Raw genomic sequence first — 23,182 nt, 5'->3', positions numbered from 1 at the left:
TCCGGCTTCTCTCCAATCCGGCATGCCGGGGGGGGCCCCCCCGCGCAGGGGGGGGGTCGGGGGTGGCCGGGGGGGGGGGCGGTGCCCCCGCCCCGCCCGGCTGTCGGCACCCGCACGGCCGCACGGCATCCAGGCTGCACGCCCCAGATCTCGGGGCAGAAACGGTCAAGTTGCCCCCGTGTAAACGGGGTTGCGGTGGCGGCGACCGCTTTGCACCCACTGCCGCAGCGGTGGCCGGAAATGATCGGTCGGCGGCTACTCCTTCGTCAGCGGATCCGACGGCGGCAGGTCCGGCGGCGGCTGATCCGACGGCGACAGGCCCGGCGGCGGGTCCGGCGGCGGGACCACCTGCTTCTCCGCCGCGAAGTGGCAGGCGGACGGGTGCGCCGCCGGACCCGAGGGGAAGACCTGCGGCACCGCGAGCAGCGGGACCTCCGCCGTGCAGCGGGGCTCCGCCTTCCAGCAGCGGGTGCGGAAGCGGCAGCCCGACGGCGGGTTGGCCGGGGAGGGCACGTCCCCGGTGAGGATGATCCGCTCGCGGTGGGCGCGGGCCTCCGGGTCCGGGACCGGGACCGCCGAGAGCAGCGCCTGGGTGTACGGGTGGGTCGGGTGGTCGTAGATCTGGCTGTCGGTGCCGATCTCGACGATCCGGCCCAGGTACATGACGCCGACCCGGTCGGAGATGTGCCGGACGATCGAGAGGTCGTGCGCGATGAAGACGTAGGACAGGTCGAATTCGCTCTGCAGCCGGTCCAGCAGATTGATCACCTGTGCCTGCACCGACACGTCCAGCGCCGAGACGGGCTCGTCCGCGACGATGATCTCGGGCTGCAGCGCCAGGCCGCGGGCGATGCCGATGCGCTGGCGCTGACCGCCGGAGAACTGGTGGGGGTAGCGGTTGATGTACTCCGGGTTCAGACCCACCACGTCCAGCAGCTCCTGGACCCGCTGCCGGCGCGAGCCCCTGGGGGCCACCTCGGGGTGGATCTCGTACGGCTCCCCGATGATGTCGCCGACCGTCATGCGCGGGTTCAGCGACGTGTACGGGTCCTGGAACACCATCTGGATGTTGCGGCGGACGGCCTTCAGGGCCCGCCCCGACAGCTTGGTGATGTCCTCGCCCTTGTAGGAGATCGCGCCGGACGTGGGCCGCTCCAGGTTGACGAGCATCTTGGCCACGGTGGACTTCCCGCAGCCGGACTCGCCGACGATGCCCAGCGTCTCGCCGGCGCGCAGGTCGAAGGAGACCCCGTCGACGGCCTTGACCGCGCCGACCTGCTTGCGGAAGACGATGCCCCGGGTCAGCGGGTAGTGCTTGACCAGGTCCTTCACTTCCAGAAGGGACTCAGCCATGGAGGCACTCCTTCCAGAAGTGGCAGGCGCTGGTCCGCTCCACCGGGACCCCGGTCACCGGGTACAGCGGCGGGACGTCGGTGCGGCAGACCGCCTGCGCCATCGGACAGCGCGGATTGAAGGCACAGCCGGGCGGGATGGCCAGCAGGTTCGGCGGCAGGCCCTTGATGGCGTACAGCTCCTGGCCCTTCTGGTCCAGGCGCGGGATGGAGTCCAGCAGGCCGCGCGTGTACGGGTGCGCGGGCGCCTTGTAGATCTCGTGGACCGGGGCCGCCTCGACGATCCGGCCCGCGTACATGACCGCGATCTTGTCCGCGACGTCCGCGACCACGCCCAGGTCGTGGGTGATCAGGATGAGGCCCATGTTCAGCTCGCTCTGAAGCTCGGCCAGCAGGTCCATCACCTGGGCCTGCACGGTGACGTCCAGGGCCGTCGTCGGCTCGTCCGCGATGATCAGCGAGGGCTCCAGGGCCATCGCCATGGCGATCATGATGCGCTGGCGCATGCCGCCGGAGAACTGGTGCGGGTAGTCCCCCACCCGCTCCTTCGCCGCCGGGATCTTCACCCGGTCCATCAGCTCGACCGCCTTGCCCCTGGCGGCCTTGCGGGACATCCCGCGGTGGACCTCGTACATCTCGCCGAGCTGCGCGCCCACGCTCAGGACCGGGTTCAGGGAGGAGAGGGCGTCCTGGAAGATCATCGCCATCTCGGCGCCGCGGATCCTCCGCCGTTCCTCCTCCTTCATCTTGAGGAGGTCCTTGCCCTTGAACAGGATCTCGCCGCCCGCGATCCGGCCCGGCGGCACGTCGAGGATGCCCATCACCGCCTGGGCGGTCACCGACTTGCCGGAGCCGGACTCGCCGAGCACGGCGAGCGTCTCGCCCTCGGCCACCGAGTAGTTGACGCCGTTGACGGCCTTGGCGACTCCGTCGCGCGTCTTGAATTCCACGTGCAGATCGCGGACTTCGAGCAGCATGTGCGGGGCTCCTCAGCGCAGCTTGGGGTCGAGGGCGTCGCGCACCGCGTCGCCGAGCATGATGAAGGCGAGCACGGTCAGGCTCAGCGCGCCCGCCGGCCAGAGCAGCATGTGCGGGGCGTTGCGGATCTGCGAGGCCGCGTTGGAGATGTCGATGCCCCAGGAGACGGTGGGCGGGCGCAGGCCGACGCCGAGGAAGGACAGCGTGGCCTCCAGGGCGATGTAGGTGCCGAGCGCGATGGTGGCGACGACGATGACGGGGGCGATGGCGTTGGGCGCCACGTGCCGGAGCATCATCCGGCCGTTGCCGGCGCCGAGGGCCCGGGCGGCCTGGACGTAGTCGTTCTGTTTGGCGGTGATGACGGAGCCGCGGCCGATGCGGGCGATCTGCGGCCAGCCGAGGAGCACGATGAAGCCGACGACCGGCCAGACGGTGGTGCTGGTGACCACGGACAGGAAGACCAGGCCACCGAGGACGACGGGGATGCCGAAGAAGATGTCCGCGACCCGGGAGAGCAGCGCGTCGCCCCAGCCGCCGAAGAACCCGGCGAGCCCGCCGAGCAGCGAGCCGAGCAGGGCGGCGCCGAGGGTGGCGCAGACGCCCACGGTGATGGAGGCGCGGGCCCCGTGGACGGTACGGGTGTACACGTCGCAGCCCTGGGTGTCGTAGCCGAAGGGGTGGCCCGGGGAGGAGCCCTGCTGCGACTTGGACAGGTCGCACTGCAGCGGGTCGCCGCTCGCGATGAGCTGCGGCCAGATCGAGATGATCACGAGGAAGAGGATCATCAGCGAGGAGATGATGAAGACGGGGTTGCGGCGCAGCTGGTGCCAGGCGTCGGACCACAGGGAGCGGGGCTTCTCGCCGGGGCCGGTCCCGCCCGGCGGGCCGTCCTTCTCGATGCCCTCGACGCTCTCGGCCTCCTGCAGAGCCAGATCCATGGGTCCCCCCTGGCCGGTCGGGGAGACCGCCTCGTGCGGACGGGGACCGACGGGATCGTAGCCGCCGGGCCCTTCGGGGCGCTCGGGGTCAGGCATAACGGATCCTCGGGTCCAGGACCGCGTAGAGCAGGTCGACGAGCAGGTTCGCCAGCAGGAAGACGATGACGAGGATGGTCACGAAGCCGACCACCGTCGGGGAGTTGTTGCGCAGGATGCCCTGGTAGAGCTGGTAGCCGACGCCGTGGATGTTGAAGATCCGCTCGGTGACGATGGCGCCGCCCATCAGGGCGCCGATGTCCGTGCCGATGAAGGTGACGACGGGGATGAGCGAGTTGCGCAGCAGGTGGCGGCTGACGACCCGGCGGCGCGGCAGCCCCTTGGCGACCGCGGTGCGCACGTAGTCGGCCTTGACGTTCTCGGCGATGGAGGTGCGGGAGAGCCGGGTGACGTAGGCGAGGGAGACCAGCGCGAGCACGATGCCGGGCAGGATCAGCTCGTTGAAGGGGGCGTCCGGGGAGACGGTGGGCCGCACCCAGCCCCATTTGACGCCGAAGAGGTACTGGAGCAGATAGCCCGTCACGAACGTCGGCACGGAGATGACGACGAGGGTGAGCACCAGCACGGTGGTGTCGACGGACTTGCCGCGGCGCAGGCCGCTGATCACACCGAGGGTGATGCCGATGACGATCTCGAAGAAGATCGCGACGATGGTCAGACGCAGGGTCACGGGGAAGGCGCTGGCCATCAGTTCGGTGACCGGCTGGCCGTTGAAGGCCGTGCCGAAGTCGCCCTGGAAGATCTGGCCCATGTAGTGGAGGTACTGCTTCCACAGGGGCTGGTCGAGGTAGAGGTCCTTGCGGATGCGCGCCGCGGTGGCGGGGTCGGGCGCCTTGTCGCCGAAGAGGGCCGCGACCGGGTCACCGAGCGCGTACACCATGAAGAAGATCAGGAACGTGCTGCCGATGAACACCGGGATCATCTGGAGCAGCCGCCGGATCACATAACGTCCCATGGACTGCTCCAGGATCGATCCGAAACGTGGGTCAGCCGACCTTGATCTGGTCGTAGACGGGGACGCTGAACTGGTTGAGCGCCACGTCCGAGAGCCGCTCGGCGTAGCCCGCGCTGCCGTTCTGGTACCAGAGCGGGATGGCCGGCATCTGCTCGGCGAGGATCTTCTCGGAGTCCTGGAACTTCGCGATGGCCTTGGCCGCGTCGCTCTCCTGGTTGGCCTCGTCGACCAGCTTGTCGAAGTCCGCGTTGCTGAACTTCCCGTAGTTGGAGGAGGCGCCGGTGTAGTAGAGCGGCTGGAGGAAGTTCTGGATCAGCGGGTAGTCGGCCTGCCAGCCGGAGCGGAAGGGGCCGGTCAGCTTGAAGGCGCTCTGCTGGTTGCGGAAGTCGGCGAAGGTGCCGATCGGGTTGACCGTGCACACCGGGCCCTCGCCCAGCGCGTTGTTGATGCTGTTGCAGACGGCGTCCATCCAGTCGCGGTGCGAGCCGGTGTCCACGTTGGAGGTCAGCGTGACCTTGCCGCCGGGGAGCCCGCCGCCCTCCTGGATGAGCTTCTTGGCCTCGGCCGGGTCGTAGACGCAGGCGTCACCGCAGACGGTCGAGGAGAAGCCGCCCTTCTCGCCGAGCGCCGGCGAGGTCCAGTCCTTGGCGGGGGTGCGGGTCTCGCGGAAGATCTGCTTGGTGATCTCGTCACGGTTGATCGCCCGTGAGATGCCCTGGCGGACCTTCTCCGTCCCCGGCTTGCTCCACTGCGGGTCGTACAGCGGGAAGGTGAGGGTCTGGATGATCAGGGCCGGCTGGTTGATGTACCGGTCGCCGAGGTCGTTCTTGACGTTCTTCAGCTGCTGGGCCGGGATGTCGTCGACGAGGTCGAGGTTGCCGGAGATCAGGTCGGTGTAGGCGGTGTTGTTGTCGGTGTAGACCTTCAGGTCGACACCGTCGTTCTGCGCCTTGTCCGGGCCGGGGTAGGTGTCCCACTTGCGCAGCTGCATGCCGGTGCCCTTGGTGTACGAGTCCACCGTGTACGGGCCGTTGCCGATCGGCTTGTTCAGCCAGCCGGCGTGGTCGGTGAAGAAGGTCTTGGGCAGGGGCGAGAAGGCCTGGTAGCCGAGGGTCTCGGGCCAGGTGGAGAACTTCTTGTCCAGGGCGACCGTGAAGGTCTTGTCGTCCTTGACGACCAGCCCGGACATCGTCTTGGCCTTGGGCTCACCGGAGGCGGGGTGGACGTCCTTGTAGCCGACGATGTCGGCGAAGAACGGCGCGTTGTTCTGCTTGTTGCGCACGTCCGCGCCGTAGTTCCAGGCGTCCACGAAGGACTGCGCGGTGACCGGCTCGTCGTTGCTGAACTTCCAGCCGTCCTTCAGCGTGATCGTGAAGTTCTGATTGTCCGTCGTCTCGATCTTCTCGGCGACCATGTCGAGGGCCTCGCCCGTCTTCGGGTCGTAGCGCTTGAGACCCCGGAAGAGCATGTCGAGGACCTTGCCGCCCTGCACCTCGTTGGTGTTGGCGGGCTCCAGCGGGTTCTGCGGGTCGCCCCACGAGGAGCTGATGATTCCCGCCTCGCCGCCTCCGCCGCTGTCGCTGCCGCCGCCGCAGGCCGTCGCCGCGAGGGCGACGGCCACCGCACATGCGGCCCACGTGGCGTGGGTGGCTCCGCGCATGGAGTGCCTCCTATGGATCCCAAGACTCGCTTAGGGGCCAATGTCACCCTATGTGGGGTCCTGCACACTCCTGGTTGGACTGATTGCACCCGCGCGTCACGCCCCTGTCACCCCTGGGGGTGCAAAGCCAGCTCCCAGGAGTCCACCGCGTAGTGCAGGCCCATGCCGTGCGCCTCGTACAGCGCCAGCGCGCCGGTCTCGTTGTGGGTGTCCACGCCGAGGCCGACGGTGTCCCGGCCGCGCCCGGCGTAGACGGCGAAGCAGTGACGCAGCAGGAAGCCCCCGATGCCGCGGCCCCGTGCCTCCTCGGCCACCCCGATGTGGCTGACCCAGGCCATGCTCGTGCGGTCGTCCCGGGTGAGCAGTACGGCCGCGTCGCCGTGGCCGGGCAGGCTCGCGATCCACACCAGTGACCAGTCGAGCCTGCGGCCGTCCATGTGGTCCAGCCAGGTCTCGTACGGGCGGTCCACATGGCCGAAGTGCGCGGCGAAGGTCCGCTCGATCAGGGCGTGGGCCCGTCGGCGGTCGGCCTCGTCATCACCGCAGTGGCGCAGGGTGAGCCCGGCCGGAGGGACGGGCGCGGGGTCGGCGGCCTGGGACAGGGAGCGGGTCATGACCTGGTACCGGCGGATGGTGCGGTAGCCGCGCCCGCCGAGGAGGGACAGGTCGAGGGTGGGCTTCACGTTGAGCTGGAGCCTCAGCACGCCGGGCCCGTCGGCCAGTTCCCGGGCCCGGGCCTCCATGCGCTCCAGCAGCAGCACGGCGGCCTCGTCGTGGCCGGGCAGCACGTAGTGGTCCCCGTCGACACGGCCCGGCCCGGAGTCGGCCCACACGAGGGCGTAGGCGACGAGCCGGCCGTCCTGGAGGGCGAGCCAGGAATCGGTGGCCAGGTCCACGTCCGGCGCGTTGAGATCCGACTCGACGGTGCCCAGATCGGTCTCCGGGCGGCCGATCTCGATCACGTCGACGGCGTTGAGCAGCGCGCAGATGTCGGCCGCGTCCCCGGGCCCGGCGGGCCGTACGGTGATGGTCATTGCGTCACTCTCCGGCGCGGGCTCCCGGGCCCGCAACCGCTTTCTCCAGGAAGCCCCCCTCGCGCGGGCCCACGCCAAAAACGGCTGGTCCCCGGCGCCTTGGGGCACCGGGGACCAGCCGTCGGGGAACAACGCGTCGGTCAGACGGCCAGGATGGCCTTCTCCTCCGCGAAGTGGCACGCCGAGTCGTGCGCGGCCAGGGTGTTCAGACCCTTGAAGCGCTCGGGAACCGCCAGCACCGGCTCCTCGGTGGAGCACTTGTCCTGGGCCTTCCAGCAGCGGGTGCGGAAGCGGCAGCCCGACGGCGGGTTGGCCGGGGACGGGACGTCGCCGGTGAGGATGATCCGCTCACGGCCCTCGCGCGCGTCCGGGTCCGGGACCGGGACGGCGGAGAGCAGCGCCTGCGTGTACGGGTGGGTCGGGTGCTCGTAGATCTCGGCGTCGGAGCCGATCTCCGCCATCTTGCCCAGGTACATGACGCCCACGCGGTCCGAGATGTGCCGGACGATCGAGAGGTCGTGCGCGATGAAGAGGTACGAGAGGTTGAACTCGTTCTGCAGCTTCTCCATCAGGTTGATCACCTGGGCCTGCACCGACACGTCGAGCGCGGAGACCGGCTCGTCGCAGATGATGATCTCGGGCTGCAGGGCCAGGCCGCGGGCGATGCCGATGCGCTGGCGCTGACCGCCGGAGAACTGGTGCGGGTACCGGTTGATGTACTCCGGGTTCAGGCCGACGACGTCCAGGAGCTCCTGGACCTTCTGGCGGCGCGAGCCCTTGGGAGCCACCTCGGGGTGGATCTCGAAGGGCTCCCCGATGATGTCGCCGACCGTCATGCGCGGGTTCAGCGACGTGTACGGGTCCTGGAAGACCATCTGGATGTTGCGGCGGACGGCCTTCAGGGCGCGGCCGGACAGCTTGCTGATGTCCTGGCCCTTGTAGAAGACCTCGCCGGCGGTCGCCCGCTCCAGGTTCATCAGGAGCTTGGCGACCGTGGACTTGCCACAGCCGGACTCGCCGACGATGCCCAGGGTCTCGCCCTGGTACAGGTCGAAGGAGACCCCGTCGACCGCCTTGACCGCACCGACCTGCTTCTTGAACAGGATTCCCTGGGTCAGCGGGAAGTGCTTGACCAGGTTACGGACCTGGAGGATCGGCTCGCGCTCGGTGGCGTTCTTGGTGAGCTCAGCCATGGATCTGCTCCTTCCAGAAGTGGCACGCGCTGCCGCGGCCGGGCAGTTCGGTGCCGTCCTGCTCGGTGACCGGGTGCAGCACCGGGATCTCGGTGCGGCAGATGTCCTGCGCCTTGGGGCAGCGGGGGCTGAAGGCGCAGCCCGCGGGGATGCGGAGCAGGTTGGGCGGCAGGCCCTTGATCGCGTAGAGCTCCTGGCCCTTCTGGTCCAGGCGCGGGATCGAGTCGAGCAGGCCACGGGTGTACGGGTGGGACGGGCGCTTGTAGATCTCGTGGACCGGAGCGGTCTCGACGATCCGGCCCGCGTACATGACCGCGATCTTGTCCGCGACGTCGGCGACGACGCCGAGGTCGTGGGTGATCAGGATCAGGCCCATGTTCATCTCGCGCTGGAGTTCCGCGAGCAGGTCCATCACCTGGGCCTGGACCGTCACGTCGAGAGCCGTGGTCGGCTCGTCGGCGATGATCAGGTCCGGCTCCAGGGCGAGCGCCATGGCGATCATGATGCGCTGGCGCATACCGCCCGAGAACTGGTGCGGGTAGTCACCCACGCGCGCCTTGGCGGCGGGGATCTTCACGCGCTCCATGAGCTCGATGGCCTTGAGCTTCGCGTCCTTCTTGGACGCTCCGCGGTGCACCCGGAACATCTCGCCGAGCTGGTCGCCCACCGAGTAGACCGGGTTCAGGGAGGACAGCGCGTCCTGGAAGATCATCGCCATCTTGTTGCCGCGGAGCTTGCGGCGCTCCTCGTCGGACATCTTGAGGATGTCCTTGCCGTGGAAGCGCACCTCGCCGCCCGCGATACGTCCGGGCGGGCTGTCGAGGATGCCCATGATCGCCTGGGCGGTGACGGACTTGCCGGAGCCGGACTCGCCGAGCACGGCGAGGGTCTCGCCGGCGCTGACGCTGTAGCTCACGCCGTTGACGGCCTTGGCGACCCCGTCACGGGTCTTGAACTCGACCTGAAGGTTGTCCACCTCCAGCAGCGGCACGGCGGATCCGCCGCCCGTCTCCGCAACGCTGAGAATCTCCGACGTCGTCACGCCGCCACCTTCGTCCTGCTTGCTGATGTTGTCTCGGGGCATCGGGCGGCCCTACCGGAGCTTCGGGTCGAGCGCGTCACGCAGGCCGTCGCCGACGAAGGCGAAGCCGAGCACGGTGACGACGACGAACAGGCTGGGGAACACCCAGAGGTAGTCATTGACGCCGATGAACGCCTGACCGGCGGCCAGCATGTTGCCCCACTCCGGCACGTCGACCGGGACACCGGCGCCGAGGAAGGAGAGCGCCGCGACGCCGACGATCGTGGTGCCGACGTTGAACGTCGCGTAGACCAGCACGGCGGTCAGCGAGTTGGGCAGGATGTGCGTGCGCACGATCCGCCAGCCGCTCGCGCCGAGTGCCTTGGCGGCGTGGACGTAGTCCATCTCGCGCACCGACAGGATCGAGCTGCGCAGGAGCCTGGACACGGTGGCCCACGAGAAGATCGCGAGCGAGATGATCACCGGGGTGATGCCGCGGCCGGTGACCAGGATGATGACGATGGCACCGATCATCAGCGGGAACGCGAGGAAGACGTCCGCGATGCGCATGACCAGGGTGTCGGCGAAGCCGGCGAAGTAACCGGCGATGGCGCCAAGGGCGACACCGATCAGTACCGCGAAGAAGATCGAGGCGAGGCCGACGAACATGGCGACGCGGGTGCCGGCTATGAGGCGCGAGAACATGTCGCGGCCCAGGGCGTCGGTACCCATCCAGTGGGTGCCGTTGGGCGAGGCGAGGGTGTTCTCGAGGTCCTGCGCGCCGGGGTCGAACGGGGCGAGCATGTCGCCGAACGCGGCCGTCAGGAACAGCAGGGTGATGATCACGAGACCGACGACGGCCAGCTTGTTCTGGACGTAGCGGTGCCGGATCTCGCCCCACTGGCTCAGTTGCTTGGGTGCGGCTTCGGCCTTGGCCGAAGCGGACGACACGGGGTTCTCGTCCCCGATCGCCGGGCTCGTTGCGAGCTCAGACATGAGGAAATCCTCCTTGGGGGCGGTCAGCTGAGGCGGATACGCGGGTCGAGGGCCGCGTACAGCAGGTCCACGATGAGGCTGAGGACGACGAAGATGGCGACGCTGTACGTCACGACCCCGATCACGATCGGGTTGTTCTGCTGCTGAATCGCCTGAACCAGTGCCAGACCGACACCGTCCCAGTTGAAGATCGCCTCAGTGATGAGCGCACCACCGAGGAGTCCACCGAACGAGATGCCCAGGTAAGTGACCACGGGAATGGACGAGTTGCGCAGCACGTGCTTGAAGAGCACGCGACGCTGCGGAAGTCCCTTGGCCACGGCCGTCTTGACGTAGTCCGCGCGCAGCACCTCGAGCATCGTGCCGCGGGTGAGGCGGGCGACGAACGCGATGTCGGTGATGGCGAGGGTGACCGCGGGAAGGACCATGCCTTCGAGCTTGTCGCCGCCGAGCTGTGGGAACCACTGGAGTTCCACGGCGAAATACTTCATGAGCAGCATGCCGATCACGAACGTCGGGAAACCGACGGCCATGGTCGTAAAGAATGTCGTGGCCATGTCCAAGATGCTGTATCTGTACAGGGCGGCGATGATGCCGACGCCCATACCGAACACCGTCACGAGAACAATGGCCAGCAGGGCCAGCTTCGCGGTGTTCTGCAGCTTGGGGGCGAGGATGTCGGAAACCTCGCGGCGCTGGATGAAGTCCTCGCCGAGGTCTCCGGTCGCGACCTTGGCCACGTAGTTCACGTACTGCTCGGGCAGCGACTTGTCGAGCCCGTACCGCGCCTTGAGCTCCGCGACCACTGCTGGGTCACGTGCCTTGTCGCTGCCTGCGATCGAGCCCACGGGGTCACCGGGGAGAACGAAAAGACAAGCGAACAGAACCATGGTCGCGCCGATGAGGACTATGACCATCTGCCCGAGGCGACGGGCGACGTACCTTCCCATGTTTGTGCCTCTCTACCTGGCCGCTTCTGGGAGCAGCGGCCTCCGGCCCGAAGAATGGGCCGGCTCTCGGCCGGCGGGGATTGCCCGCGGATGTGAGGGGTGCCGAAGTAAAAACGGCCTGCCGAGCGGGGCCGCGGCCCACCGGTCACCCGGGGGCCGCGGCACGTTCGCTCCTGACGGATATACCGTCCGAACCGATTACTTCTTGAGCGAGATCTTCTCGAGGATCGGGTCCTCGTTGAAGTTGATGTCGTCCAGACCGTTGAACTTGTCGGTCGCCATCAGGCGGAACTGGGAACGGTTGAAGGTCGGGATGAGGGCCATGTCCTCCATGGCCATCTTCTCGGCCTGCTTGTACAGGGCGGTGCGAGCGGCCTCGTCCTTGGTGCCACGGGCCGTGTCGATCAGCTTGTCGAACTCCGGGTTGTTGTAACGGACGCGGTTGTCACCGGTCACGTTGCCCTCGGCGTCCTTCGCCATCGAAGACGAGTGCAGCAGCGGGAACAGGAAGTTCTCCGGGGTCGGGTAGTCCGCGCCCCACGCGAAGCGGTAGATGCCGGTGGCGGCACCGCTCTGCTGCTCCTTGAGCATGCCCGGGAAGTCCTTGCCGTCGAGCTTGACCTTGACGCCGAGAACCTCCTCGACCTGCTTGGCGATGGCCTGGACCCACTCTTCGTGGCCCGCACCGGTGTTGAAGCTGAACTTGATCTCGCTACCCGGCTTCAGGCCGCCCTTCTCGGCGTGCTCCTTGGCCTTGGCGGGGTCCTGCTTGATGCAGGAGACGCACAGGTCCTTCTGGTACGCCTTCGGGAACGCCGGCGGCACGATGGTCGTCGACGGGGTCTGGTAGCCCTGGAAGACACCCTTGGCGATGGCCTGACGGTCGATCGCGTAGGAGATCGCCAGACGGGCGTCCTTGTTGTTCGTCGGACCGTTGTCACCGATCGGCAGAACGAAGTTCATGCCGTTCGTGTCCTTGGCGAACCACTTGTTCTGCGGCTTGAACTTCGCCTCGGCCGTCTTGAGCATCGGCGTCGGGATGTGCGCGTAGTCGAAGGTGCCGGCCTGGAAGCCGTCGTACTCGAGCTGGTGCGCGGTCTTGTCGTTGAGAAGCGTGACCTGGACCTTCTCGAGGGAGGCCTTCTGCAGCGCGTAACCGTCGTTGCGGACGAGGTTGATCGCCTTGTTGTGCTCCCAGGCACCGTCCATCTTGAACGGACCGTTGCCGATGGGGGCCTCGCCGAACGCCTTGTCCTCTTCGCCGACCTTGGCGACCTTCGGGACCGGGCTGTAGGCGTTGTGCGCCGTCTTCAGGACGAACTCGCAGTCCGCCTTGGCCAGGTCCACCTTGATGGTGGACGGGTCCGGGGTGGTCACACCGGAGAAGGTCTTGGCGGAGCCGTCCTGCAGCTCGGCGTAACCCTTGATGCCGGCGAAGTGGTACGCCACGTCGGACGCGGCGGCCTTGTGCGCGGCACGGGCCCAACCACGGGCGAACGACTCGGCGTCGACGACCTCGCCGTTGGAGAACTTGGTGTCGGGCTTGATCTTGAAGGTCCAGGACGTGCAACCCTCGTCCGACGTCGCCGACTCGGCGAGCAGCGGCTCGGCCAGACCGTCCGGCGTGTTGCCGTACAGGCCGGTGAACAGGGCGTTGGCCAGCAGGACACCGGTGGACTCGTGGGCACGCCCCGGGTCGATGGTGTCCGGCTCGGTGTTGCCCATCCGGAACACACCGCCGTTGGCGCTGCCCTTGTCCTTGCTGTCACCGTCACCGCCGCCACAGGCGGTAGCGGCCAGGGCGACGACAACCGCGCCCACGACCCACTTGGCGCTCTTGGCACCGCGCATGGGTTTCCTCCTCATGAGTCCACTGATCGACTTGAGGGGCAAAGAAACCTCGCCGACACCCCTGACGGCGAGCATTTTCCTGCCCATAGTGTGCTCGTGAGTCGGCGCGATCCCCACATCGCGTGACCCATTGACCCGAGCTCAATGGAGCCATCCTCAGGGACTGCCAGGCCGTAAACCACACTTAAGTGGTCTCGTTTTCACAACATCGATCCGCGTCAGAAACCCGAAATCCGGACAAACGGATAGGAGACAGACACGTGCGAAACGGACGGTTAGCTCATCTTCCGGAGTGTCACGGTCGGTATGCGGACACCTGAACGCAAAAATCCGCTTGACAGAAGCGAACAGCCCCTCTCTTCACGGACTCCGTGAGGGGAGGGGCTGCTGCATTACCAAGGTCATGCGGCCGGCGGCGGCCACCGCGGCCGCCGCCCGAGCAAAGTCGGGCGAACGGCCGTACGGCTGCTACTACTTGCCGGACTTGGCGCGCGACGCGGTGCGCGAGCGGTCCTTCTGGTCCAGGACGACCTTGCGGATACGGACGGCCTCCGGGGTCACCTCGACGCACTCGTCGTCGCGGCAGAACTCCAGGGACTGCTCCAGGGAGAGCTTGCGCGGGGGCACCACGTTCTCGGTGTTGTCCGCGGAAGCCGCACGCATGTTGGTGAGCTTCTTCTCCTTGGTGATGTTCACGTCCATGTCGTCGGAGCGCGAGTTCTCGCCGACGATCATGCCCTCGTACACCTCGGTGCCGGGGTCGGTGAACAGGACGCCGCGCTCCTGCAGGTTGATCATCGCGAACGGCGTCACGGAACCGGCGCGGTCGGCGACCAGCGAACCGTTGTTACGGGTCACCAGCTGGCCGAACCACGGCTCGTGGCCCTCGTGGATCGAGTGGGCGATGCCGGTGCCGCGCGTACCGGTCAGGAACTCGGTACGGAAGCCGATGAGACCGCGCGACGGGACGACGAACTCCATGCGGACCCAGCCGGAGCCGTGGTTCGACATGTTGTCCATGCGGCCCTTGCGGACGCCCATGAGCTGCGTGACCGCACCCATGTGCTCCTCGGGGACGTCGATCGTCATGCGCTCGACCGGCTCGTGCACCTTGCCGTCGATCTCCTGCGTGACCACCTGCGGCTTGCCGATGGTCAGCTCGAAGCCCTCGCGGCGCATCTGCTCGACCAGGATGGCGAGCGCGAGCTCACCACGGCCCTGGACCTCCCAGGCGTCGGGGCGCTCGGTCTCCAGGACGCGGAGCGAGACGTTACCGATCAGCTCGCGGTCCAGACGGTCCTTGACCTGGCGGGCGGTGACCTTGCGGTCCTTGACCGCGGACTTGGCGTCCGCGCCCTTGCCGCTGCCGCCTCGGCCGACCATCGGGGAGGTGTTCGTACCGATGGTCATGGAGATCGCCGGCTCGTCGACCGAGATCAGCGGAAGCGCGATCGGGTTCTCCGGGTCGGCCAGGGTCTCGCCGATCATGATGTCGGGGATACCGGCGACCGCGCAGATGTCACCCGGGCCCGCCACCTCGGCCGGCTTGCGGGTGAGCGCCTCGGTCATCATCAGCTCGGTGATGCGGACGTTCGACTGGCTGCCGTCACGCTTGATCCAGGTGACGGTCTGGCCCTTGCGCAGCTCGCCCTGCTCGACGCGGAGCAGCGCGATGCGGCCGAGGAAGTTGTCGGCGTCCAGGTTGGTGACGTGGGCCTGGAGGGGGGCCTCCTCGTCGTACACCGGGGCGGGGACGTGCTCCAGGATGGTGGAGAAGAACGGCTCCAGGCTGTCGCTGTCCGCGGGGACGGTGCCGTCCTCGGGCTTGGTCAGCGAGGCCACGCCGTCACGGCCGCAGGCGTAGACGATCGGGAATTCGATCTGGTCCTCGTCCGCGTCCAGGTCCAGGAAGAGGTCGTACGTCTCGTTGACGACGGCGTCGATCCGGGAGTCCGGGCGGTCGGTCTTGTTGATGCAGAGGATGACCGGCATCTTCGCCTGCAGGGCCTTGCGCAGGACGAAGCGGGTCTGGGGCAGCGGACCCTCGGAGGCGTCCACCAGCAGAACGACGGCGTCCACCATCGACAGACCGCGCTCGACCTCACCACCGAAGTCGGCGTGGCCGGGGGTGTCGATGATGTTGATCGTGATCGGGGCCCCGCCGTCCTTGGGGTGATACTTCACCGCCGTGTTCTTGGCGAGGATCGTGATGCCCTTCTCACGCTCCAGGTCGTTCGAGTCCATCATGCGGTCGTCGAGGTGCTGGTGGGCGGCGAAGGCACCGGCCTGCTTGAGCATGGCATCGACGATGGTCGTCTTGCCATGGTCGACGTGGGCGACGATGGCGACGTTACGGATGTCGTGGCGCGTGGGCACTTCGGCGCTTCTCCCGGGATCGTGGATGGCGTCGCGTACGGTCCGGCACGCGCGCCTCGGCCGGGCGAAAACCTGCCACGGCCTTACCCCATGGTACGTCGCGTGGCGGGAACCGCCTGCCGGGGGGTCTGTCAAGAGGCCGGACGAATGAGCGCGGCCGAGCGCTGCGTGGGGTGGCACGGCCGCCCATCCTGCCGGTAAACATGCGGTCAAAGGCCGGGTCAATGGGTATGGCACGACCTTGCCCGCCGGGGGATCCGGCGGGCAAGGGACTTGAGTCACATCTGAGCTTGTGACCCGCGGGTCAACCTGACAGGCACCGCTTTGTCACCACTTCTTCTCCCGCGCTACTTCTTCCCGCCCTTCGCGGCCCTGGCCTTCTTCCAGCCGATGTCCTGGTAGCGGGGGGCGCCGAGGCCGAAGGCGCCGGCGTTGGCGAGGCCGGGCCTGACCGCCACCAGCTCGGGCCGCTGGTAGAGGGGGATGGATCCGGCGGCGGCCCAGATCCGGGCGTCCGCCTTGCGCATCAGCTCACGGGACTGCTGCTCGTCCAGCTCGCCGACCGCCTGGTCGAACAGCTGGTCGATGTGGTCGGTGCCGACCCGTGTGTAGTTCTGTTCGACGAGGAGGGAGCCGTCCGCGGCCGGCTCCGGCTTGGCGAAGATGGGCCGGGCATCGGTGGCCGGGTAGGCCGTCGCGGGCCAGGAGTACAGGGCCAGGTCGTACTGGCCCGAGGCGACGTGGTCCTTGAAGAAGCTGTCGTCGGCCACCTTGATCGTTTCGGTGCTCACGCCGATCTTGCGCAGCATCCCGGAGATCCGCTCGGCGACGGTGCGCAGGGACTCCGAGCCGGGACCCGCCGGGACGACGAAGCGCAGGGTGAGCGCCTTGCCGTCCTTGGCGAGCATGCCGCCGGACGTACGGGCGGGCTGCTTGACCGGGGCCGGAGCCGGGGAACCCTTGGCGGGGTCGGCCGCGTCGCCGTCCCGGGCCGGGGCGCCCTTGCCGTCGTCGAGGGCCTCGGGCCGGGCGGCGGTGGCCGCCTGGGCGAGCAGGGACGCCTTCAGCTGGGCCCCGAAGGGGGCGGGGGCGAGCACCGGGGACGGCGTGGCCTGCGCGCCCGCGGCAGCGGCGGCGCCTTCGCCGGTCCGGGGGCGCGGGGCGGCCGCGGGGCGCGGATCGCCGTTGGACCCGTCGTCCTGGCCCACGATGTAGAGCCCGTCGTTGCCGGTGCCCGGGCCCGACGGGGTCTTCGAGTCGTCCTGCGGCGCGCTCTCCGGGCCGGCCTTGGCTCCCGCCGGTTCGGTGATCTTGCCGCCCCGGCGCCAGCCCGCGTCCGCGAGCAGGGCCTGGGCCGCCTGGGTGTCCTGGCCGCCGAGGGCGTCGCTGTTGTCGGCGTACGCCTGCTGCCCGGCCAGCGCGAGGTGGCTGCCGACCGGCTTGGCGGGCAGGCCGAGCGGCTTCAGTACGGCCTCGGCCAGCGCCTGGCGGTTCAGGGCCCGGGCCACCGCCCGGCGCACCCGCTCGTCCACCAGCGGGCCGGAGGCCCCGTTCATCGCGAGCTGCGTGTAGGCCGGCTCCAGGGACTTGCGCACGGTGAAGGCCTTCAGGGCCGCCTGCTCGTCGGCGTACCGCTTGACCGAGGCGAGGTGCTTCTGGCGGCTGTCCGTCTCCGCCGCGGCCTTCTCCTCGTCCGTCCCGAAGGCGACGGCCCACGACAGCGTGGCCTGCGCCGGGGTCAGCGTGGCCCCCGGGCCGTGGGCCGGGGCGCCGCCCGCGCCCGGGCCCTTCTTGGCGGCGGCGTCCCGGCGGGCCAGTGCGATCCGGTCGGCCCCGGAGCGGTCGATCTCCGCCAGGTCGAGCTTCCCGGCGGCCAGCGCCGCCGGGCGCTCGGCCCGCGGGACCGCCGTCAGGATCAGCGTGTCCAGCTTGGCCTGCCGGCCCCACCAGCGCGCGTTGCGGGTCAGGGCGGCGGTGCCGGTCTTCTTGTCGATCGCGCCGAGTGCGAAGGGCCCCGCGGTGACCTTCAGTGCGCCGCGCGCGCCCTCGTTGAAGGCGTCCGGGGTGCCGGTGACCTGCTTGGGGTAGAGCGGGGTGAAGAGGGAGCGCCAGTCGGTGTACGGCTTGTTGAAGGTGACCCGGACCTCCAGGTCGGTCTTGCCCTTCTCGATCTTCTCGATCCGCTCGTAGCCTGCGTTGCGCGCCGTCCAGTACGCCGAGTCCTTGCCGTTCAGGGCCCGCCACTGCGCCACGAAGTCGGCGGCGCCGATCTCGCGCCCGTCGCTCCACACCGCCTTCTGGTTCAGCTTGTACTGGACGACCTGCTTGGGCTCCCGCTCGATGACCTCGGCCTTCTCCAGATAATCGGGATTGGCCACCGGCCGCCCCTTGGCGTCCAGCACGAACAGCTGCGGCAGTACGGCGCCGGCGATGCGGTTCGTGGTGGCGTCCGCGTCGGCCTGGAAGGTGTTGAGGGTGTCCGGGAGCGCGTCCACCGCCCAGCGCAGCACACCCCCGTCCGCGACCTTGTCGCGGGTGGTCGTGGCGATGTCCTGTCCTGCGGCGGCCGGACCGCCCTCGTCGTCACCCGCGCCGCAGCCCGTGAGCAGCGGCAGTGCGAGGACTCCCGAGGTCAGGAGCGCCAAGGACCTGCGCCTTCTCTGGGACATGGGTGGTACCTCCGGGGCGGGGCGTGGGGGAAGCATGATCACGTTCGGCGGTATATGGAGCTGATCACACCGGTTGCCGGAACCCACTGAAATAGACGCTCCGCCGCACCCCCCGCACCCGCCTCTCGCCACGCCGCGAACCCCACCCGTGCGGACCAATCCCGCTTGCGCGGCGGGAGGCGTTCCCCCGGGAGAGGGATGAGAATGGGGGGCAGGGAGGGGCGCACGATTCACGCCTGCGCGCCCGCAATCGCTGCACGTCCCTTCACAAGGGGGGACGGGAAGCGCGACACTCGCAGGCGCACATGAGCGTTGCCACCGCACCCTGGCGGAAGTGAGGGCAAATCATGTCCCTGCAAGACGATCTGAGTGCCGTACGGCGCAATCTGGACGAGCTGACGCGCAAGGTCGAGCGGCTGGAACAGCAGGCCGCCCGGCAGAAGCCGTCGACGGCGGCGGCCGGTCCGGACCCGTCCCGGATGGTGACGGTCCCGGACACCCCCTACGACAGCTCGCTGTGGACGGACTCCGACGACGAGGGCCTGGGCGCCCGCGACCGCCGCGCCCCCTGAGCCCGCCCGTCACGGACGCGCATCCACCCGCGCCCCGTGCGGTCCGGCCGTCCGCGGCCGGGCCGCAGGGGGCACCCCCTCATCACTCCTCCCGGAGTCCTCTTTGGCCACAGGCACGGAACGACCCCAGCAGCGGCCCGGCGGCGTCCATGACGCCTCACGGGCCGCGATCGCGGCCCGGCACCTGCGGACCGACCGGTGGTGGCTGGCCCCCGCCGGCACCGCGGCCGGGCTGCTCGCCTTCATCGTCTACTCGACGTGGCGGGCCTTCGCGAACGCCGACTACTACGCGGCCCCGTACGTCTCCCCCTTCTACTCCCCGTGTCTCGCGGAGAACTGCGTCCCGATGAAGGGCGGACCCAACTGGGAGATCTTCGGCAGCTGGTGGGGCCTCTCCCCCGCCCTGCTGATCCTGATCTTCCCGCTCGGCTTCCGGCTGACCTGCTACTACTACCGCAAGGCCTACTACCGGGGCTTCTGGGCCTCGCCGCCCGCCTGCGCCGTCGCCGAACCGCACACGAAGTACACCGGCGAGACCCGCTTCCCGCTGATCCTGCAGAACGCGCACCGGTACTTCTTCTACGCGGCGGTCCCGGTCGCGGGCATCCTCACCTACGACACGGTGCTGACCTTCCGCAACGAGCAGTACGAGTGGGGCCACATGGGCCTCGGGACCCTGCTGTTCCTGGTCAACATCGCGCTGATCTGGGCCTACACCGTGTCCTGCCACTCCTGCCGCCACATCATGGGCGGCCGGCTCAAGCACTTCTCGAAGCACCCGGTGCGCTACCGGCTCTGGGGCTGGGTCAGCCGGCTCAACTCCCGCCACATGCAGCTGGCGTGGGCCTCCCTGATCAGCGTGGCCCTGTGCGACTTCTACGTGTACCTGCTCGCCAGCGGCGCCTTCACCGACCCGAGGATCTTCTGAGATGGCTCAAGTGGAACGGCAGCAGTGGGACGTGGTCGTGGTCGGCGCGGGCGGCGCCGGGCTGCGCGCCGCGATCGAGGCCCGCGAGCGCGGCGCCCGTACGGCCGTGATCTGCAAGTCCCTGTTCGGCAAGGCCCATACGGTGATGGCGGAGGGCGGGATCGCCGCCTCCATGGGCAATGTCAACGAGGGCGACAACTGGCAGGTGCACTTCCGCGACACCATGCGCGGGGGCAAGTTCCTCAATCAGTGGCGGATGGCGGAACTCCACGCGAAGGAGGCTCCGGACCGGGTCTGGGAGCTGGAGACCTGGGGCGCGCTCTTCGACCGCACGCCCGACGGGAAGATCTCCCAGCGCAACTTCGGCGGGCACGAGTACCCGCGCCTCGCGCACGTCGGCGACCGCACCGGCCTGGAGCTGATCCGTACGCTCCAGCAGAAGATCGTCCAGCTCCAGCAGGAGGACTTCAAGGAGTACGGGGACTACGAGGCCCGGCTCAAGGTCTTCCAGGAATGCACGGTCACCAGGGTTCTGAAGGATCACAGTCCGAAGGAGGGGCAGAGGGTCTCGGGGACCTTCTGCTACGAGCGCGAGTCCGGCCGCTTCTTCGTGCTGGAGGCCCCGGCGGTGGTCCTCGCCACGGGCGGGATCGGCAAGTCCTTCAAGACCACCTCGAACTCCTGGGAGTACACGGGCGACGGGCACGCGCTGGCCCTGCTCGCGGGCGCGCCCCTGCTCAACATGGAGTTCGTGCAGTTCCACCCGACCGGCATGGTCTGGCCGCCCTCGGTGAAGGGGATCCTCGTCACCGAGTCGGTGCGCGGCGACGGCGGGGTGCTGCGCAACTCCGAGGGCAAGCGGTTCATGTTCGACTACGTCCCCGACGTCTTCAAGGAGAAGTACGCCGAGTCGGAGGAGGAGGGCGACCGCTGGTACGAGGACCCGGACCACAACCGGCGTCCGCCCGAGCTGCTGCCGCGCGACGAGGTGGCCCGGGCCATCAACTCCGAGGTGAAGGCCGGCCGCGGCTCCCCGCACGGCGGGGTCTTCCTCGACGTGTCCACCCGGATGCCGGCCGAGAAGATCAAACGGCGGCTGCCGTCGATGTACCACCAGTTCAAGGAGCTGGCGGACGTGGACATCACGGCGGAGCCGATGGAGGTCGGCCCGACCTGCCACTACGTGATGGGCGGGATCGCCGTCGACTCCGAGACCGCGGCCACCGTCGGCGTCCCGGGGCTGTTCGCGGCGGGCGAGGTCGCGGGCGGCATGCACGGCTCGAACCGGCTCGGCGGGAACTCCCTGTCCGACCTGCTGGTCTTCGGGCGGCGGGCGGGACTGCACGCGGCGGAGTACGCCTCCGGGGCCGGCGCACGCCCGGCGGTGGCCCAGTCGGAGATCGACGCGGCGGCGACGGAGGCGCTGGCGCCCTTCCACGCCGCCGAGGGCGCGGAGAACCCGTACACGCTCCACCAGGAACTCCAGACGACCATGAACGACCTCGTCGGCATCATCCGGCGCGAGGGCGAGATGGCCGAGGCCCTGGAGAAGCTCGCGACCCTGCGCGTACGGGCCTCCCGGGCCGGTGTCGAGGGGCACCGGCAGTTCAACCCGGGCTGGCACCTGGCGCTGGACCTGCGGAACATGCTGCTGGTCAGCGAGTGCGTGGCCCGCGCGGCCCTGGAGCGCACCGAGAGCCGGGGCGGGCACACCCGCGAGGACTGCCCGGCGATGGAGCGCGACTGGCGCCCGGTGAATCTGCTGTGCCGGCCGGTGGACCCGCCGCCGGCGGACCCGGCCGCCGACCGGATCGCCCTCGAACGGACCCGCACCGAGCCCATCCGTCCCGACCTGCTCGCACTCTTCGAGAAGGAAGAGCTGGTCAAGTACCTCGCCGAAGAGGAGCTGTACGAATGAGTACGTACGACGCGAGCTTCCGGATCTGGCGGGGCGACGCGGAGGGCGGGGAACTGCGGGACTTCACCGTCGAGGTGCACGACGGGGAGGTGGTCCTGGACATCGTCCACCGGCTCCAGGCGACCCAGGCCTCGGACCTGGCGGTGCGCTGGAACTGCAAGGCGGGCAAGTGCGGCTCGTGCAGCGCGGAGGTCAACGGCCGGCCGCGGCTGATGTGCATGACGCGCATGTCGACCTTCGAACGGTCCGAGACGATCACGGTCACCCCGCTGCGTGCCTTCCCGGTCGTCCGGGACCTGGTGACGGACGTGTCCTTCAACTACGCGAAGGCGCGGGAGGTGCCGGCGTTCGTCCCGCCGGAGGGGGTGGCCCCGGGCGCGTACCGGATGCAGCAGATCGACGTGGAGCGCTCGCAGGAGTTCAGGAAGTGCATCGAGTGCTTCCTGTGCCAGGACACCTGTCACGTGGTGCGTGACCACGAGGAGAACAAGGGCGCCTTCGCGGGCCCGCGCTTCCTGATGCGGGTGGCGGAGCTGGACATGCACCCGCTGGACGCGGCGGCGGAGGCGGGCCTGGACCGCAAGCGCACCGCGCAGGAGGAACACGGGCTCGGTTACTGCAACATCACCAAGTGCTGCACGGAGGTCTGCCCGGAGGGCATCAAGATCACCGACAACGCACTGATCCCGCTGAAGGAGCGGGCGGTGGACCGCAAGTACGACCCGCTGGTGTGGCTGGGGAACAAGATCGGGCGCCGGCAGGGCTGACGGCCGGGCCCGGGCCCCCTCGGGAGGGCCCGGGCCGGCGGCCGCCGCCGTGCTCAGGAGTGGTCGACGACGTTGCCGTTGGAGCAGTTGTTCGCGTGGTCGCCCACCCAGTCGCCGAGGACGGGGACCACGGCCACCTCCTGGAGGCAGACGGCGGCCGCGGTGAAGTTCCAGTTGTTGGCCGCGTTGACCCCGCCGCCGAAGTTGCTGTCGTTGTCGGCGTGGGCGGGCGTGGCGAGGGCGAGCGCGGCCACGGTGAGCGCGGCGGCGGAGATGATCTTCTTCATGCGCTGCCAACGAGGCGGGGACCGGACGGTCACCGGAATGACTCCGAATGCGAGGCCAGGAAACCACCCATAACCTCCCAATTGTGATTCCGCCGAGAAGCAGGCCGCGCCGCAGGACGTTCGTACGGGCCGCGCTCGCGCTCGCGGCCGTGCTGCTCGCGCTCGGCGGCTGGGGCACGGCCTCGGCGCCGGCCGCGCGGGCGGAGGATCCCGTCGCCCTGTCCCGGCAGGGGCAGATCACCGACCGTGTCGGGGCCCTCGGCGACCGGCAGGGCGCCGTGGCCGCCGCGCTCGACAAGCTGTACGCCGACCGGAAGATCCAGCTCTTCGTGGTCTACGTACAGGACTTCTCCGGGCGCTCCGCCCAGAGCTGGGCCGACGCCACCGCGCAGCGCAACGGCCTCGGCCAGAACGACGTCCTGCTGGCCGTGGCGACCGGGGACCGGCAGTACGCCTATTCGGCCGATGTCGACTCCGGTTTCACCGAGCAGCAGCTGGCCACCGTCGCGCAGACCGCCATCGAGCCCGCGCTGAAGCAGAACGACTGGGCGGGCGCCGCCATCGGCGCGGCCAACGGCTACAACGCCGTGCTCGGCGGGCAGCCCGTGCCCGTCCCCACCATCACCCCCGGCCCGGCGGATCCCGGTGGCGGGGAGAGCGGCGAGAGCGGGGCCGGGGAC

Annotated in this window: 19 protein-coding genes; 5 read left to right on the top strand and 14 right to left on the bottom strand. The window is 69.1% G+C overall.

Annotated features, from left to right (window positions below):
• Positions 1-255: 255 nt before the first annotated feature.
• The 13 genes from ACWGE1_RS28425 to ACWGE1_RS28365 form a co-directional block, all read right to left on the bottom strand.
• Complete coding sequence (locus ACWGE1_RS28425) at positions 256-1,353, bottom strand: ABC transporter ATP-binding protein (protein ID WP_453423313.1); 1,098 nt, start codon at positions 1,351-1,353, stop codon at positions 256-258.
• Positions 1,346-2,329 (bottom strand): ABC transporter ATP-binding protein, encoded by a 984-nt coding sequence (locus tag ACWGE1_RS28420; RefSeq protein ID WP_453423312.1) that lies wholly within the window; start codon positions 2,327-2,329, stop codon positions 1,346-1,348. Before ACWGE1_RS28420 ends, ACWGE1_RS28425 begins: the two co-directional genes overlap by 8 nt.
• A 12-nt stretch (positions 2,330-2,341) precedes the next feature.
• Entirely contained in the window at positions 2,342-3,364 is a 1,023-nt protein-coding gene (locus tag ACWGE1_RS28415) for an ABC transporter permease (protein ID WP_453423311.1), read from the bottom strand.
• A complete protein-coding gene (locus tag ACWGE1_RS28410) occupies positions 3,357-4,280 on the bottom strand; it encodes an ABC transporter permease (protein ID WP_453423310.1) in 924 nt (307 codons plus the stop codon). The genes ACWGE1_RS28415 and ACWGE1_RS28410 overlap by 8 nt, the downstream gene beginning before the upstream one ends.
• Positions 4,281-4,311: 31 nt before the next feature.
• Entirely contained in the window at positions 4,312-5,940 is a 1,629-nt protein-coding gene (locus ACWGE1_RS28405; RefSeq protein WP_453423309.1) for a peptide ABC transporter substrate-binding protein, read from the bottom strand.
• Positions 5,941-6,047: 107 nt separating this feature from the next.
• On the bottom strand, positions 6,048-6,974 hold the full coding sequence (locus ACWGE1_RS28400) for a GNAT family N-acetyltransferase (RefSeq protein WP_453423308.1): 927 nt from the start codon (positions 6,972-6,974) through the stop codon (positions 6,048-6,050).
• Between the two features lie 140 nt (positions 6,975-7,114).
• A complete protein-coding gene (locus ACWGE1_RS28395) occupies positions 7,115-8,167 on the bottom strand; it encodes an ABC transporter ATP-binding protein (protein ID WP_453423307.1) in 1,053 nt (350 codons plus the stop codon).
• The gene (locus ACWGE1_RS28390) at positions 8,160-9,143 is read right to left on the bottom strand and encodes an ABC transporter ATP-binding protein (protein WP_453423314.1); all 984 of its coding nucleotides are present in this window, start codon (positions 9,141-9,143) and stop codon (positions 8,160-8,162) included. The genes ACWGE1_RS28395 and ACWGE1_RS28390 overlap by 8 nt, the downstream gene beginning before the upstream one ends.
• A gap of 117 nt (positions 9,144-9,260) precedes the next feature.
• Positions 9,261-10,184, bottom strand: coding sequence for an ABC transporter permease (locus ACWGE1_RS28385; protein WP_453423306.1), 924 nt, complete (start codon positions 10,182-10,184; stop codon positions 9,261-9,263).
• Positions 10,185-10,207: 23 nt separating this feature from the next.
• The gene (locus tag ACWGE1_RS28380; protein ID WP_453423305.1) at positions 10,208-11,101 is read right to left on the bottom strand and encodes an ABC transporter permease; all 894 of its coding nucleotides are present in this window, start codon (positions 11,099-11,101) and stop codon (positions 10,208-10,210) included.
• Positions 11,102-11,332: 231 nt separating this feature from the next.
• On the bottom strand, positions 11,333-12,985 hold the full coding sequence (locus ACWGE1_RS28375; RefSeq protein ID WP_453423304.1) for a peptide ABC transporter substrate-binding protein: 1,653 nt from the start codon (positions 12,983-12,985) through the stop codon (positions 11,333-11,335).
• Positions 12,986-13,456: 471 nt separating this feature from the next.
• Positions 13,457-15,361 (bottom strand): translational GTPase TypA, encoded by a 1,905-nt coding sequence (typA, locus tag ACWGE1_RS28370; RefSeq protein WP_453423303.1) that lies wholly within the window; start codon positions 15,359-15,361, stop codon positions 13,457-13,459.
• A gap of 347 nt (positions 15,362-15,708) precedes the next feature.
• Entirely contained in the window at positions 15,709-18,030 is a 2,322-nt protein-coding gene (locus tag ACWGE1_RS28365; RefSeq protein WP_453423302.1) for an ABC transporter family substrate-binding protein, read from the bottom strand.
• Positions 18,031-18,377: 347 nt separating this feature from the next.
• On the opposite strand from ACWGE1_RS28365, the gene ACWGE1_RS28360 reads away from it, so the two are divergent.
• The 4 genes from ACWGE1_RS28360 to ACWGE1_RS28345 all read left to right on the top strand — a co-directional run bounded on the left by ACWGE1_RS28360 (position 18,378) and on the right by ACWGE1_RS28345 (position 22,215).
• Complete coding sequence (locus tag ACWGE1_RS28360) at positions 18,378-18,602, top strand: hypothetical protein (RefSeq protein ID WP_351155643.1); 225 nt, start codon at positions 18,378-18,380, stop codon at positions 18,600-18,602.
• Positions 18,603-18,705: 103 nt separating this feature from the next.
• Positions 18,706-19,530, top strand: a complete 825-nt coding sequence (locus ACWGE1_RS28355) for a hypothetical protein (protein WP_453423301.1) — start codon at positions 18,706-18,708, stop codon at positions 19,528-19,530.
• Position 19,531: 1 nt separating this feature from the next.
• Positions 19,532-21,448: a fumarate reductase/succinate dehydrogenase flavoprotein subunit gene (locus ACWGE1_RS28350; RefSeq protein ID WP_453423300.1), complete on the top strand. Its 1,917-nt coding sequence runs from the start codon at positions 19,532-19,534 to the stop codon at positions 21,446-21,448.
• Positions 21,445-22,215, top strand: coding sequence for a succinate dehydrogenase/fumarate reductase iron-sulfur subunit (locus ACWGE1_RS28345; RefSeq protein ID WP_327737200.1), 771 nt, complete (start codon positions 21,445-21,447; stop codon positions 22,213-22,215). Before ACWGE1_RS28350 ends, ACWGE1_RS28345 begins: the two co-directional genes overlap by 4 nt.
• 53 nt (positions 22,216-22,268) lie before the next feature.
• Here ACWGE1_RS28345 and ACWGE1_RS28340 read toward each other — a convergent pair whose 3' ends face one another.
• Entirely contained in the window at positions 22,269-22,502 is a 234-nt protein-coding gene (locus ACWGE1_RS28340; RefSeq protein WP_453423299.1) for a hypothetical protein, read from the bottom strand.
• A gap of 83 nt (positions 22,503-22,585) precedes the next feature.
• Between ACWGE1_RS28340 and ACWGE1_RS28335 the strand changes: the two genes are divergently transcribed.
• Positions 22,586-23,182: TPM domain-containing protein (locus tag ACWGE1_RS28335; protein ID WP_453423298.1), on the top strand; the 597-nt coding region annotated here is incomplete at its 3' end.

This window comes from Streptomyces sp. NPDC054932 (genome assembly GCF_053610205.1).
The sequence above is the reverse complement of the archived record's forward strand: the minus strand, read 5'-3'. Positions and strand labels throughout refer to the sequence as shown.

Bases quoted from the DNA above. Each gene is read 5' to 3' on its own strand.
- ACWGE1_RS28350 (WP_453423300.1), top strand. From the start codon at position 19,532: ATGGCTCAAGTGGAACGGCAGCAGTGGGACGTGGTCGTGGTCGGCGCG.
- ACWGE1_RS28410 (WP_453423310.1), bottom strand. From the start codon at position 4,280: ATGGGACGTTATGTGATCCGGCGGCTGCTCCAGATGATCCCGGTGTTC.
- ACWGE1_RS28405 (WP_453423309.1), bottom strand. From the start codon at position 5,940: ATGCGCGGAGCCACCCACGCCACGTGGGCCGCATGTGCGGTGGCCGTC.
- ACWGE1_RS28420 (WP_453423312.1), bottom strand. From the start codon at position 2,329: ATGCTGCTCGAAGTCCGCGATCTGCACGTGGAATTCAAGACGCGCGAC.
- ACWGE1_RS28365 (WP_453423302.1), bottom strand. From the start codon at position 18,030: ATGTCCCAGAGAAGGCGCAGGTCCTTGGCGCTCCTGACCTCGGGAGTC.
- ACWGE1_RS28425 (WP_453423313.1), bottom strand. From the start codon at position 1,353: ATGGCTGAGTCCCTTCTGGAAGTGAAGGACCTGGTCAAGCACTACCCG.
- ACWGE1_RS28360 (WP_351155643.1), top strand. From the start codon at position 18,378: ATGTCCCTGCAAGACGATCTGAGTGCCGTACGGCGCAATCTGGACGAG.
- ACWGE1_RS28380 (WP_453423305.1), bottom strand. From the start codon at position 11,101: ATGGTCATAGTCCTCATCGGCGCGACCATGGTTCTGTTCGCTTGTCTT.
- ACWGE1_RS28345 (WP_327737200.1), top strand. From the start codon at position 21,445: ATGAGTACGTACGACGCGAGCTTCCGGATCTGGCGGGGCGACGCGGAG.
- ACWGE1_RS28385 (WP_453423306.1), bottom strand. From the start codon at position 10,184: ATGTCTGAGCTCGCAACGAGCCCGGCGATCGGGGACGAGAACCCCGTG.
- ACWGE1_RS28340 (WP_453423299.1), bottom strand. From the start codon at position 22,502: ATGAAGAAGATCATCTCCGCCGCCGCGCTCACCGTGGCCGCGCTCGCC.
- ACWGE1_RS28400 (WP_453423308.1), bottom strand. From the start codon at position 6,974: ATGACCATCACCGTACGGCCCGCCGGGCCCGGGGACGCGGCCGACATC.
- ACWGE1_RS28395 (WP_453423307.1), bottom strand. From the start codon at position 8,167: ATGGCTGAGCTCACCAAGAACGCCACCGAGCGCGAGCCGATCCTCCAG.
- ACWGE1_RS28375 (WP_453423304.1), bottom strand. From the start codon at position 12,985: ATGCGCGGTGCCAAGAGCGCCAAGTGGGTCGTGGGCGCGGTTGTCGTC.
- ACWGE1_RS28415 (WP_453423311.1), bottom strand. From the start codon at position 3,364: ATGCCTGACCCCGAGCGCCCCGAAGGGCCCGGCGGCTACGATCCCGTC.